The sequence below is a fragment of the Bacteroides sp. AM16-24 genome (assembly GCF_003471885.1).
In the GTDB taxonomy this organism is placed as follows: Bacteria; Bacteroidota; Bacteroidia; order Bacteroidales; family Bacteroidaceae; genus Bacteroides.
This window is the reverse complement of sequence record NZ_QRKI01000016.1, coordinates 98,298-112,275: the sequence shown is the minus strand read 5'-3', so window position 1 is coordinate 112,275 and position 13,978 is coordinate 98,298. Positions and strand designations below refer to the sequence as shown.

Here is a 13,978-nt window from a genome sequence, read left to right as displayed (position 1 = left end):
AAAAGCCTTTAATGCAGTAATTATTACAAAATTGTTTCATATAGAATTTTGCCTTTATTCCTTCTAAAAGGCTCAAGAAATACTTGTAGGGCATATCTTAACTGTAAACTTGTATATTTACGTATCGTTAACTTGTATATATTGATAATCTTTTTCCTTTTCATATATTAAATAATTTGATAATCTTTCTCTCATAAGTTTCGGATATTGGAACAATTGGATATTAAATATTCATATAGCGCAAATGAATTCTTCAAAAACCTTCTTTTTCTTATTTCAGCAACTTCTCTGCCGGGCAATCGCTTAATTAGTAGTCTCCTTACTTTTTTAATGCCTATAACAGAAATAGATACAATTTACCGTCTCCCTTATTACTCCGATATTTGCATACTGAGATTTTAGGCTGTTTTCGGTACGTTTCAGAGGCGAGAATGCGGATCCGGTTTATAAAATGATTTTATAATAAAAATGAGAATTGAATGAAGAAGATATTAGTATGCATACTATTCATATTGGGTTTGTTGCCGACTGAAAGTAAAGCTCAGAAGATTGCCGTAAAAAGCAACCTTCTTTATGATGCTACCACTACTATGAATCTCGGTCTGGAAGTAGCATTGGCACGCAAGTGGACATTGGATATTCCGGTCAATTATAACCCTTGGAAGTTTGATGATACCCGTTTGAAGCACTGGGGCATACAGCCGGAACTTCGGTACTGGTTCTGCGAAAATTTCAACCGTACATTCATCGGGCTGCACGCCCATTACGCAGACTTCAATGTGGGCGGATGGCCCGACTGGCCGTTCGTCAGTGAGAATATGCAGAATATGCGCTATCAAGGGCGCTTGTATGGCGGTGGCATTTCGATAGGCCACTCATGGATATTGAGGAAACGCTGGAGTATAGAGGCTTCCCTCGGTTTGGGATATGCACGCATTGTGTATGAAAAGTATCCCTGTGCAACGTGTGGCACTAAACTGAAAGATACTGGCAAGAACTACCTGGGCCCTACTAAAGCGAGTGTGTCACTTATTTACGTAATTAAATAGAATGAGAAGGATGAAAAGAAATATGCAATTCATCATATGGGTGCTGACTGCCTTATGCCTGAATCTCGGCGGAGTCATGGCTCAGGAACGCTCTTATGAAGGAACTATCACTATAGAGCCTGTGCGACTGGAGCAACTGGGGGAAACTATCCATATAGATTTTGACATAGTGATGGATAATGTGAAGGTGAAATCATCTCATGGGGTGGACTTTATCCCGCAATTGGTTTCTCCCACCGTTACCTACGATCTTCCGCGGGTTTCCATCAAGGGGAAAAACGAGTATCTGGTTTATGAACGCAGGCTGGCGGTGATGAGCGCTAAGGCGAAGAAGAGCTACAAGGCACCTTATCTGATAGAGAAAAATCAGAAGAAGAAGAGTGGTGTTATCCGCTACCGATATACGTTGCCTTACGAGGCTTGGATGGCGAATGCCCGTCTGAACGTGCAGCGTGATGAGTGCGGTTGTGGCGAAAGCACACTGATGAATGTGGAGTACACTTTTGATAAGGTTACGCTCGAACGTATGCTGGTGCCGTATGTGGTGACTCCCTATCTCTCGTACGTAGAGCCTACGGTGGAGGAGATAAAGAGCCGTGATGTGCAGGCGGAATGTTTTCTGAATTTCGAAGTGAATAAGGTGAATATCCGTCCCGAGTATATGAACAATCCTCAGGAACTGGCTAAGATACGTGCGATGATTGACGATCTGAAGTCTGATGCCAACGTGAAGGTGAAGCGTCTGGATATCATCGGCTATGCTTCTCCCGAAGGAACATTGGAAGCGAACAAACGTTTGTCCGAAGGTCGTGCCATGGCATTGCGTAATTATTTGGCTGCCCGCTACGACTTCCCGCGCGACCAGTATTACATCATCTTCGGCGGTGAAAACTGGGACGGGCTGATAAAGGCGCTCGATACGTTTGAGATGGATTACAAGGACGAAGTGCTGGACATCATTACGAATATTTCTATTGAAAAGGGAAGGGAAACGAAGTTGATGCAGCTTCGTGCGGGAGTGCCTTATCGGTTTATGCTGAAACATATATTTCCAAGTCTGCGTGTAGCTATCTGTAAGGTGAGTTACGATGTGAGGAATTTCAATCTGGAGGAGGCGAAGGAGGTGATCAAGAAACGTCCGCAGAATCTGAGCTTGAATGAGATGTTCATGGTGGCCAATACCTATCCGAAGGGTTCGCAGGAGTTTATCGATATTTTTGAATCTGCCGTCCGCATCTATCCGGAAAGTGAGATTGCCAATATGAATGCGGCTGCCGCAGCCCTTTCACGCAATGACCTGGTTTCTGCGGAACGCTATCTGGAAAGAGTGAAGTCGGACGCTTGTCTGCCTGAATATAACAATGCAATGGGAGTTTTACTATTAATGAAAGGAGAATATGAATCATCGGAAAAGTATTTGAAGGCTGCCGAACAGTCGGGACTGGATGCGGCAAAGGGAAATCTGGAAGAATTAGCTAAGAAAAAGGCTAATGCGGCCGAGATAAAGAGAAGGAATAAAAGTGAGTAAATTATATATGTATTAATTCTAATAAATGTTTGTTTTATGCTAAAGATTAAATCTATTTTAGTGTCATTGCTGGCGGTAGCGGCATTGGCGAGTTGCTCGGATAATGGTGAAACCACTCCTGGCGGCGGTGATGAAAAAAGCTATGATGCGGCTTATATGTCGATCAGCTTGTCTGTTCCTAAGGCTTCGCGAACGCGTGCCGGTTCTACTGAAACAGGTGCGTTGGAATCTGAAACAAAGATCAACGAGGTCTATCTGATTCTGTTTGATGAAAACCAGAAAGTGGTTAAGGATAAAGATGCATCCACGTATTACAGTATCTTGAATTCATCACACCTTTCAGCTGACGGGACTAGTCCGTTAGAACCATTCAAGGTGTCTTTCGCTACTAAATACTTGCTTGTTATAGCTAATCCGGGCGAAAAAATGAAGGCTCATATAGCTACTAAGGTGGTGGAGAATGCAACATACACTGATATAAATACAGTGTTTAGTGTAGCTGAAGATATCACTGCGGACGATAACCTTTATCTTATAGAAGAGGTGGCACGTACCACCGGCCCTAATGCAGGGTATACCATGATTAATGCTGGTGAGTTCGATGACAGCGATCCGTCATCTGCCAATCATAAATGGAAGGACGATTGTCTGCTTGATGTGTCAGGCTCCATTATTGATGCCAGTAAATATAAGACTGAGGCAGAAGCAAAAGCTGATGCTGTGAAGAATCGGGCGCAGCTTCAGATAGAACGCCTTTCAGCAAAAATGGCGGTTACGCTTAAGGGAGCTGCCGGAGTTGATATAGAAGTACTGCCTGCCGGTGCCAAGTTTGCATTCGCAAAGTGGACTATTGATTACGTGAACTCCCAGTTCTTCCCGTTTGCGAAAAAAACGAAGTTGACGTCCTCTCATACGGGTACTGAGTATAAGACAAACTTCTACACAGTAGACCCTAACTTTGCGAGTCCTAACCATCGTACCAGTATCATTCTGAATCAGATTGAGGATTACGAACCTAAGGTGAAATGGTATGATGCGAATGAGGAGAACGTAACAGATGAGAAAGTTAAGAAAGTTGCCTACAGTACGGAGAATACGATGGCTGCCGCTGACCAGAAATTGGGCGGAGCTACCCGTCTGGTGCTTAAAGCCAATTACGTGCCTAGCGGATATACTATGGGACAGGACTGGTATCAGTCTTCTCTCAATGGTGTTTATACGAATTATGAGACGTTGATAAAACTGCAAGAGGCCTATGGCATTGCTAAGGCATTGGATGAAGATAAGAGGGATGCGGCACAAAAAGCATTGGTGATTTCTTGCGAAGCTTTCAAAACGAAGTTGGATGGTATATACTCAGCTATTTCAGCTATTGCTGATTTTGCAGCTCTTACTCAAACAGACCTCGACAACCTTGGCATTACCAATGGTGGTGAAATCGCTAAGGGAACCGGAGTTCGTTGGTTCCAGAAGAGCCTTAACTATTACTATTATGAGGTTCGTCACGATAACGGTGCTTTGGGACACATGGAGTATGGAAAGTATGGTGTAGTGCGCAACAACTATTACACACTCCGACTGACAAAGGTGAATGGTGCAGGTACGCCTTGGTATCCGGAGGTTGAAGAGCCGGAAGAAGAAATCGATAAAGAAGGTGCTTATCTTCATTTCGAAATTAATGTAGCTCCATGGATATCTTGGGCAACTGATTTTGAAATCTAATAAATTCTCTGACTAAAAAGATATAGGGCAGTGCAAATCTGCCTGCCCTATATCCTTTAATATTCCGTACGGCATGAGCCATTGGAAAATAAGTAAAAACAAGCCGATGACAGGCTTTCAAAAAAACAGCATGAAGATACATTGGCGCATCATTTCACAAAAAAAGGTGATATATGGATAGAAGCGCCCCCCTAAAACGGAAATAACCGGAGCACCACTTTAAAAGAGGTTCTCTGACTATATAACCGGCAACTTTGCAAAGTTGCCCCATAAAAGAAAAGAGATGTTCGGAAAAACTAAATCGCTGTTCCTTATCGTCGTTTCGATGCTGTATTTAGCTTCGTGTGACAGTATACGCGAGGATTTACCCCGTTGCGAACTTTGGCTGGAATTTACGTTCGACTACAATATGGAATACGCAGACGCGTTCAATCCGCAGGTCAAATCGGTGGATGTACTTGTGTTCGACAGCGATGATAAACTGCTCTTTTCCAAAAGAGCCGAGGCTGCTGCACTGATCGGAGGAAACCGGATGTCGCTGACCGATGAACTTGAATTCGGAAGCTATAAGGTGCTGACTGTTGGTAGTTTATCCGACAACTTCCGGATTTCGAACCATGCGGGCAGTGAACTGGTTCCCGGTTCAACCACTCTCCAACAGGTCATTGTAGCCCTGAAGCGGGGGACGGACACCGTAGATTTCGAGTTTCAGCACCTCTACTTTGGAGAAGTTGTGGATGTGAACCATTTGCCGTCCAATACCAGTCACAAGGTTTATCCGGTGAATTTGATACGCAATACCAATCGGTTTAACATCGCGTTGATGGGATATGAAGATAACGAAACAAGTGGAACGCAATATACGTTTGAAATTCAGGCGCCGGAAAGTGCAGCCTATTCTTGGGAAAATGAACCCACAGGCCAAGGTCCCGTTACTTATATACCTTATTATACGGGTCCGGGCGAAATTCCCGATATAGTTGTATCCGCACGTCTCAATACCATGCGCCTGCTTAACAGGAGCGGATGGGACTATAAGTTCATTATAAGAAATGCGGATACTGGTGCAGAAGTCTGGAGCTACAGCTTGATGACATTGTTGAGTATTGCCCGGCCGACCTCTCGTTACGACGGAACGGAACTTCCTTTTCAGGAATATCTCGACCGTCAAAGTGAATGGAGCTTGATATTTACTGTTGTCGAAAAACCCGGAGGAGGATTCCTTCAAATCGGTCTTGTCGTGAGCGCCTGGATTTACTGGCTTCATGATATTGAAATTTAAGAATGAGAATAAAGCTATTACATATCATTTGTTTGGTATTCACAACTCTTTTGTTCGCATGTAGCAGAGATGCGGCCGATGAACTGCCTACCCTTACCCGGGCGCAGCTCAGCATCGGATTGGTGAACAATGGAGATGCGGAACGGCAGGAGGAGATAAAATCCATCCGGTTTATCGTATTCGGTAACGCGACTAGTGGCGCGATATTGGATGTGAATAAACTCGTCATATTGGATACTCCGGGCACAGCCACCGATATAACCGCACAACTTCTCAAAGTGGTTCCCAACAAGGATATAATAGTTATAGTCATAGCCAATGAGCCGCAAAGTCTCACTGCAGAACTTAACGGCATTACCGAACTACCGCTGTTGCAAGAACTGGATTACTCCATTGCCTCTATACTGGACAGCAATGGTGAAATTGCTTCTACGACCGGAATGCCCATGACAGGAGTGATTCGAGGTATATCTGTAGCACCGGCCGAAACCAAAACGGTAGAAATGGTAATCGAACGTGCCGTAGCCCGGGTAGATGTCTTTCTCGAAGCTATAGACGGCGGGGCGGTGACCGGATATACAGCCGGAAGTACCAGTGTCACTTTGCACAATCTCTCCCGCGATAGTTACTTCGTGATGGGAAACGTGGATAACGGTACGCGTGATAACGCCGACTCTTCGAAGAACTACGGAAAAGTGAAGGAAGACGTGCCGGAAAGCGATTTATTACCGGGTGCCTGGACGGCAACAACATCAGAAACGTGGGCATATTCATCGGCTACCGGGGCTAAAAACCGGAAATTACTTTGCTCGTTCTATACTGCCGAGCGTATATTCAAGTCGGATTATTCCGACCGGCTGGCTGTCAGTATGGCTAATGTCCCGAAAGGGCCTTCGGACATCACCGGGATCACTGAAAAGGTGATTGAAACCATAACGAAGGTTGATGATAAAGGCAGCCCGACAGCGCAGCCTTTTACGGAGATCCGGCGGAACAACGTGTACCAGATAACGGCACGTGTAGGAAAAATCGGTATTCAGATACTGACGATAACCGTAGAAGATTGGGGTGACAGGCAAGACATTGATCTGGATATGGATTTGTAATGCCTTTCACCGGTTGTGTTTTTTAATTTCGGAAAAGAAGTAAGATGATAAAGACTATAAATAATATCAGGATGATTATAACAGCGGCTATCCTTTCGGCTGTCCTCTATTCGTGTATCGGCGAAGAGATGACGTGCGATAAGGAATTGATTGTTGTGCAACGTATCGGAGAAGGCGGCAATGTCGACACTCGTGGTACGGTTATCTCCTCGAATACCGACCTGAAAGGAGAAACATTTGGTCTTTTTGGTTCTCTGACACCCAATTCTTCTGCTCCTCAACAATATTTCAATGCAAGTGCCAGAGTAAACACCGACCTGACAGCTACGATTTCGCCGCTGCAATATTGGCCCGGCTTGCAAAATGCGAGCATGAGGTTCTTTTCCTGGTATCCGTTCAGCGGTGCGAATGCACCCACTACGGATTTCACCGACCCCGGTGAAATGGTGCTGAGCCATACAACGAATGCGGCAACCTCTAATCATGTGGATGTACTGGCGGCTGTATCGGGACCTGCATGGGTTGAAGGTGTGAATATACACTTCTACCACACGCTGACTAAGGTTACCTTTACATTCAAAAAGGTGGCCCCGGTACCTGATGAAGTAACCATCGAGAAAATAGAGTTTCAGAATGTGGGACAAAGCGGCAAGCTCACTGTGGCTGAAATACCAACCACTGCTACGAAGAATAACAAACCGAAGTTTGTCTGGAGCGATGTTACCACCGGAAGTATCGCTTCTACCCCCACCGGCAATAAGACGGTGACCGAGGATGCCACCTTGATTGGTGATACATTCCTCATGTTGCCTACCGACAACTTCTCAGCAACAGCCAAGATCGTTGTCACCACTAACTATGGCGATTATGAATTCCTGCTCAGCGAGATTGTCACTAAGAATCCGCATACTTGGGAGTCGGGAGAATATATCAACTATAACTTTACGATATCGAATGAGACCTATCAACTGTCAGCCACTCCGCTTGAGTGGGACGAGAGCCCGGTAAATGTGATTTTCGACAAGCAGTATTATCTTAAGTTATCGCAGACCAAGGTGCAGACAGCCGGTAAACCTGCCACAGTTGATATAGAAGTGAAAACGAACTACAACGCGATTACGAATACGGGCTATGATCCGGGTGCGCAATTAGACACGGATGGCATGGAAAAGTGGGCAACGGTCAATATAACCCCGCCATCTGTTTCGGAAGGTGTGTATACTTATAATATCAATGTCATGTTGCTCGAGTTTGATTCTGATACTGAATCTGAACGGTGGACGAGGTTCTATGTTAGTGCAGGTAATCTGCGGCGTCAAGTGTCTCTACAACAATGGAGTGTAGACGGAGTGTGGATGCACTACGGTGTACAATTGGACAGCAGTGATGGAGGAAGTGGGATCATGCAACGTCGCAAGATTGTTTTTACCTCGGGCAATCCGGGTTGGTGGGAGTGGAAAATAACCCAAGTGGAAGATGCTGATAATATTCTGCTCAATACAGAAACCATAATAGAGTCAAGCGGTATAAGCGGTGATGCGGTTTATTTCTATTTCAAAGCAAATGCTGTGACCGGTAAAGAAGCCACGCTTACACTGAGCAATACGAACGGTGATAATCCACCCATGCTGGTAATATTGACTGTACCGTAGTGGTAGATACATGATATATAAAAGAAAGGAAATAAGAATATGCAATATAAGACTTTAATTTTTAGAAAGAACTTTCTCTTGGCAGCCTTGTTGGCATTAATATGGCTTACCGGTTGTGTGCAAGAGGAGTTTGAGTCAATACCTCCCCAAACAGGAAATGGTGTCCGGTTCACCCTGACGGTTCCCGACGTTGAAATGCCATCCGTATCTTCACGTACAATGGCCGGAACGGGAGTAGCCAAGAAGGAAGATGAAATAAAGACCGTGGATATACTTGTTTTTGATGCATCGAAAACTCCTGCTGTATATTTGGAATGGGTTAGTGGCATGGGAGTTACACAGGATTTGGCTAATAATAACTCTACGGTGAGTTTCTCTGCTGTGCTTTCTCCCACTACCGCATCAACCTGTATTGTGGTTGTGGCGAATAGGGAACTTGGCGCTATTGCGTCGGAATTCAGGAAAGGAGAAACCACTAAAGTTAAGGTGATGAAAGATCTGCTTCACAGCCACACCGGCAAATGGACGGCAGACGGTTCCTCGGCTGATGGTTACACACGGATTCCTATGTACGGTGAGATAGAAGTGGCAAAAATCACTCCTTCGATGAATTCTATAACAGGAATCAACATGAAACGTATGCTGGCGCGTATCGACATTCGTAATTCCGCATCGAACTTCACGGTCGAAGAGGTTTATCTGGCTAATTATAATACTATCGGATATATTGCTCCGGCATGGGATGCGAATGGAAAGCTTAAAGATCCGGTTCCGGATGATCCGAACCTTCCGGCCGACAGTGGCAAAAAGACGGAGGAAGGGGATGCAATCCTTTATTCCGTGAATGGAAACACGCCCTATAACGGAGAGATTTATACATTCGAGGCACCTGCTGCGAAGAATGCCGGTGGCGTGGGACAAGACGGAGCTTCGAGCCGTAAGGACGCTGTCTGTCTGATTGTAAAGGGAAAAATAGGTGACGGTAAATCAACCTTCTACCGTGTGGATTTCACAAAAAACGAAAAGATAGGAGAGGAAGTTGAATACCTGTCTTTGAGGCGAAACTATAAATACATTATTACCGTAACGGAAGCTTCGGGCATTGGCTATGAAAGTTTCAGGGAGGCTTTGGCATCCTATACAGTCATGTCCAATCTTAAATTCCGGTTGATACTTTATGACCGGGATAAGGTCAAGGATGTAGTCTACAACGGGCAGTATATGCTTGGTGTGGGTGAATCGGAAATCAGTGTGACGCAGCACCAGAATAACGGTTACGCTATCAACGTCTTTACCGACCACCTCGGTGGCTGGAAGGCTACTGTTACGGAAGGGAGCGATTGGCTTGGCTTTTCTGCGGGAACTGCTACAGTGTCAGGTGTTGCGAACGAGGATACACAACTTTTGCTGAGAATTCCTTATTATCATAATGGAATTACCGGAACCACCCGCACGGCGACCGTCACTCTGACAGCAGGCCGGTTGACTTACGATATTAAAGTGACGCAGGGAGTGATAGACCCGGGGATTATCAAATTTGTCGATGCATACGGGAATGAGTTAGAGAATGGCCTTTTTTTCCCGATCAAAAACCCTGACGGTGATGATCTTCCTATCGAGGCGCAGACGGTATATGTGATGTTTTCCGTAGATAAAGTGGATGTCCAGTTATATAAAGACGATGGCATCGACAGAGTCCGGTATTCTGACGGTGGTCTGATTCCTCAATTGTATAGGGATAGCAGGAAACCATTCACTGAAAAAGTGCAGGCGTTTACCGTGCAACCCAATCCGAGGCGTGCGGGTGACGGTACCAGTGAAAGTGCCGGTGGTTGGTGGTGGCGTTGGGACAATCTTGTTTTCAATCTGTTTGATAAGGATGGCACTTACCTTAATGAAGTACCCCTTCCTATCAATCAGGGCGAATTGCAGTTTTCATTCCGATATTACCCCACTGTTGGTAATAGTCGTACCTTTAAGGTTCCTTTAGGAGCAGAGCAATATCTGCAACTGTTTGTCAATAATAACTGGACAATTGAAAATGTTGAAATACTGGATATCACCGGTGACGACGGAACCGGATTGATGCGGCCCGACGCGGATAGTGATATAGTGGTGGGCAGAACGAATGCGGAACCGAAGATGTATCAGGAGTCTGTCGTAGATTTTGATGATGATGGTAAGGGATGGGATGTTTGGAAGCGTGGATATGACTTTAGGCTAAAGCTCCATGCCGGGAAGTGGAAAGAAGGGAAAAAGGGAACAATAAGAATTACGTTTAGGAATGTGATGCATACTGCGCAAAACGATTTTTTCCCTTTTTATCGTACGCTTGAACTTCAGATGGTGTCCGAAAAGAAGTCATATACAACTGAAGGAGATCCTCTTTTCTACCTTTACCCAATCCGGTTCGACAATCGGCTTCTTCTTAATGATTATGATGATGATAATGGTGTTACAAGACAACGGTACGAGGGACGTAAAGCAAGTGTTGACGAAGCACAGACTATATGTGAAAATATAGGTGATGGCTGGCGCTTGCCTACTGCAAGTGAGCTGCTACTATCATTTGCCTATCTGGATGCTGTGGGTGGTGATGCAACAGGAAGCAATGCCGGGTATGAGCAGGGTATATATGGATGGTATCGGAATTGGAGTGGTAACTACTGGTCTTCGTCCTATTATCCGACGGGAACTTCCGGCTCTTATTTTGAACTGGGATTTACGGTAGGTTATCCGCAATTCAATGCTACTACCAATTATTTCCGTTGTGTGAGAGACAATACCAATAGCGGAACAAAGTACCCTTATATTTCGGAGGGTGCCTCAGGGGTTACTGTTGTTTCCCGGGATGCGAATGGAGGAGTGGACCCTTCGGCGTTGTTTGCTTCAGGTGTAACTCCGGATAAGACCGAAGCGATGAACAAAGTGGCTCCGATGTTTCAGATAGAGAACACCAGCAGTAATGGTAAGACTTGGGCAGAGGCAAAGGCTGCATGTGAGGCCAAGGGAAATGGCTGGCGTCTGCCCACGCAGCGTGAGCTGTATCTGGTTCACAGTCTGGGAGGTTCGCTCTTTAGCCTCGACAATCAAGGTTTTGGCAGTATGGTGAACTGGGGAATTAATTATCAGAAAATTGCTGCTGTGCACTGGGCGTTGACCGAACGGGAAGACAAATATTGGTTAGTTGGATATAACTGGACTAAGGACCGTCAGCGTAATGAGTTTAGTGCATGGACAGAGAGCGGATCGGTAGATTGGGCTTGGTACCGTTGCGTGAGGACAGTAACGTCAATACCATAAGACTAACTAAATGAGCTGTATTATAAAATACCCCTTATTTAAGTCATTTCTGATACAGCTCATTTTCATAGTACTTCGGTGCTGCCTCTTCTTATAGCATTTCAATAAAACTCCTCTGCTTTTCCAGAAATGCAATTCTCTGCGCTTCTCCACTCCCTGAGATCAGTGTTGAATGTCTTTTCAACGATTGTATCCAGTTCTTTTGTATTTCGCAGATTTGCGGACTTTGCGAATCCATGGAGTTGATGGAATATACCCTGAAAAGGCTGATTTGGAAATCCCGGTTGCTTACATATGTATAAGTCGCTTCAAAATCAATGTTCGACAAATAAATAAACAATTCATGTCCCTCACCATATTCTCCTTTCACCGACAAGTGTTCCAGATCGATGAGTAATTGTTGCAATTCATTCTTCAGATACATCATGTCCGAGGTGGATATCAAGTTCAGCCCTGCAAAATACTTTATCTCCTTTACAAAAGATTGGAAGACGTTGCTATCCCATATGAAGAATGTCTTCTTGGGTTTTCTCAGCCCCTCGCTCAACTTCTTGTGAGCAGTAATTATTTTCTCGGGCACATGCATTTCGCTCAGGGAATTGGGAGTCTTCACCTTGCCGTTCTGATAAATCCACCGGCACAGACGGAACTTGGACAGGTACTCATAAGATGAGTAGAGGGTAAAGGGAATGGTATTGGTAGCCGAATATACCTCGGCATTGCTATCCCCCTTCATAGAACTGAAAATCCGTAGATAGCGTTCGATGATTTCATGATAACTCTCGAACAGGTTGGGCGAATGCAGCAGATTCAGGTCGAAAGTGACCCGATTCGACAGATGGTTTCCGATAATCTGGTCAATGGAGATGCCCAGATTATGGGAGATTACGGCTATTTCATCAAAGGTGAATGCAACCTCGCCGCGTAGCCTGCGGTAAACGGCTTCTTTTCCCATGTACAGCGTATCCGTGAGATAGTTGGCTAAGTTCTGCCCTTGCGGAATCCTCTCCTTCATCTCATTAATCAACTCTTTTACAATATAATTTTTCGTCATAGCCTATTCTTTTTTTGTTAATAATCAAATGCATAGCTCGATTTTGTGGCATATACAAATATAGAGCTTGTTAACGGAACTTTTGTGATTGAAATCATGTGATGAAAACGTGAGTATTTTCTATTTGAAAAGAATGAAATATGAAATAGTTGAATGACGAAAAAAAACAGATAGGGGTTCTATCTGTTTTCGATAATAGAGAATAATTGTCTGAACAATTGCAGTTTTCGGAAAGTAAAGGCTATAATGCACCGATAATTTCTCGCTGTTGTTTAAAGAATTGGACGCGCTGCATTTCACCGCTTTCTGATATCAGCGTAGAGAACTTCTTCAACGACTGAATCCACTCCTTCAGACCGCGGAACATCTCGCTGTCCTGCGTGGTGATGGAGTTGATGGAATATATCCGGATCAGACTGAGCTGTATGCTGCTTGTGTCCAAGTAACTGTAAGTGGCCTCGAAGTTAATATTCGAAATATAGATTTTGACGTCGTTGCCCGTCTTGCTCTTTCCGCGGGAGGCCAGTTCTTCCAAGTCGTCCACTACTAAAAGCAGTTCTTCCTTGAGGAGGTTCTTATCTTCGTCGGAGATGAGATGCACGTCGCAGAAGTACTGGATATCATTGACCAGATGGCTGAAAATCATATTGTCCCAGATGTAATCTACGGAGTGGATATGGTCTACCGCATGGGCGTATTCCTTCTGCTTGTCCACTATCTTCTGCGGGATTTCCATTTCTTCAAAATGCTTGCACTTTATGTTTTCATTCTGGTACATCCATTTGAACAGCCGGAATTTAGAAAGCATATTATAGTTCAGTGAAAGGGTCAGCGGAATGATATTGGATGAAGTCCCGATTTCCGAGTACTCTTCATCCTTCACCTTCCGGAATAACTCTACCTGCTTTTCCAGAATAGAGTAGTAGGTTTCAAGAGGCTTGCTGCTACTCACTATATTCATGTCGAAAACGGCATTATCCTGAAAGCTCACGCCTATCATTTTATCCAGCGATATACCCAGTTTACGGGATATAATGGCGGCTTCGGTCAGGGTGAAAGGTACTTCACCGCGGAGCCGGCGGTAGATAGCTTCTTTGCCTATATAAAGAATGTCCATTAAAGTATTGGCAAGATTTTCTTTGGATGGGAGCTTTTCTCTGACGGCATTAACTAATCCTGTGTTTAACTCGTTTGTTATCATAATCTTCTGTCTGAGTTAGAGGTTTGTCTATTGTCTATTTAACACTTTTGGAGGGCTACTTGTTTCGAAAATCGTAACATT

Annotated in this window: 9 protein-coding genes; 7 read left to right on the top strand and 2 right to left on the bottom strand. The window is 44.6% G+C overall.

All coding sequences use genetic code 11. From position 1 onward, the window contains the following. The first annotated feature begins 479 nt into the window (after positions 1 to 479). The 7 genes from DW182_RS17235 to DW182_RS17205 all read left to right on the top strand — a co-directional run bounded on the left by DW182_RS17235 (position 480) and on the right by DW182_RS17205 (position 11,642). Positions 480 to 1,049, top strand: a complete 570-nt coding sequence (locus tag DW182_RS17235; protein WP_118296309.1) for a DUF3575 domain-containing protein — start codon at positions 480 to 482, stop codon at positions 1,047 to 1,049. 10 nt (positions 1,050 to 1,059) lie between these two features. After that, positions 1,060 to 2,577 carry a DUF3868 domain-containing protein gene (locus DW182_RS17230; protein WP_118296308.1) on the top strand — a complete coding sequence of 506 codons (1,518 nt, stop codon included), beginning with the start codon at positions 1,060 to 1,062 and terminating at the stop codon, positions 2,575 to 2,577. A 36-nt stretch (positions 2,578 to 2,613) separates the two neighbouring features. Then, a complete protein-coding gene (locus tag DW182_RS17225) occupies positions 2,614 to 4,299 on the top strand; it encodes an Mfa1 family fimbria major subunit (RefSeq protein WP_118296307.1) in 1,686 nt (561 codons plus the stop codon). A 283-nt stretch (positions 4,300 to 4,582) separates the two neighbouring features. After that, positions 4,583 to 5,581, top strand: a complete 999-nt coding sequence (locus DW182_RS17220; RefSeq protein WP_118296306.1) for a FimB/Mfa2 family fimbrial subunit — start codon at positions 4,583 to 4,585, stop codon at positions 5,579 to 5,581. Positions 5,582 to 5,583: 2 nt separating this feature from the next. Beyond that, complete coding sequence (locus DW182_RS17215; RefSeq protein WP_118296305.1) at positions 5,584 to 6,687, top strand: hypothetical protein; 1,104 nt, start codon at positions 5,584 to 5,586, stop codon at positions 6,685 to 6,687. Between the two features lie 44 nt (positions 6,688 to 6,731). After that, on the top strand, positions 6,732 to 8,339 hold the full coding sequence (locus DW182_RS17210; RefSeq protein WP_118296304.1) for a fimbrillin family protein: 1,608 nt from the start codon (positions 6,732 to 6,734) through the stop codon (positions 8,337 to 8,339). A gap of 39 nt (positions 8,340 to 8,378) precedes the next feature. Then, entirely contained in the window at positions 8,379 to 11,642 is a 3,264-nt protein-coding gene (locus DW182_RS17205) for a fimbrial protein (RefSeq protein ID WP_118296303.1), read from the top strand. A gap of 91 nt (positions 11,643 to 11,733) precedes the next feature. Here the strand turns inward: DW182_RS17205 and DW182_RS17200 are convergent, their stop codons facing one another. Continuing rightward, positions 11,734 to 12,696 carry a hypothetical protein gene (locus tag DW182_RS17200; RefSeq protein WP_118296302.1) on the bottom strand — a complete coding sequence of 321 codons (963 nt, stop codon included), beginning with the start codon at positions 12,694 to 12,696 and terminating at the stop codon, positions 11,734 to 11,736. 241 nt (positions 12,697 to 12,937) lie between these two features. Then, entirely contained in the window at positions 12,938 to 13,897 is a 960-nt protein-coding gene (locus DW182_RS17190; protein WP_118296301.1) for a hypothetical protein, read from the bottom strand. Positions 13,898 to 13,978 lie beyond the last annotated feature (81 nt).

Coding starts and splice junctions, on each gene's coding strand:
- DW182_RS17230 (WP_118296308.1), top strand. CDS start 1,060: ATGAAAAGAAATATGCAATTCATCATATGGGTGCTGACTGCCTTATGC.
- DW182_RS17190 (WP_118296301.1), bottom strand. CDS start 13,897: ATGATAACAAACGAGTTAAACACAGGATTAGTTAATGCCGTCAGAGAA.
- DW182_RS17235 (WP_118296309.1), top strand. CDS start 480: ATGAAGAAGATATTAGTATGCATACTATTCATATTGGGTTTGTTGCCG.
- DW182_RS17225 (WP_118296307.1), top strand. CDS start 2,614: ATGCTAAAGATTAAATCTATTTTAGTGTCATTGCTGGCGGTAGCGGCA.
- DW182_RS17220 (WP_118296306.1), top strand. CDS start 4,583: ATGTTCGGAAAAACTAAATCGCTGTTCCTTATCGTCGTTTCGATGCTG.
- DW182_RS17205 (WP_118296303.1), top strand. CDS start 8,379: ATGCAATATAAGACTTTAATTTTTAGAAAGAACTTTCTCTTGGCAGCC.
- DW182_RS17210 (WP_118296304.1), top strand. CDS start 6,732: ATGATAAAGACTATAAATAATATCAGGATGATTATAACAGCGGCTATC.
- DW182_RS17200 (WP_118296302.1), bottom strand. CDS start 12,696: ATGACGAAAAATTATATTGTAAAAGAGTTGATTAATGAGATGAAGGAG.
- DW182_RS17215 (WP_118296305.1), top strand. CDS start 5,584: ATGAGAATAAAGCTATTACATATCATTTGTTTGGTATTCACAACTCTT.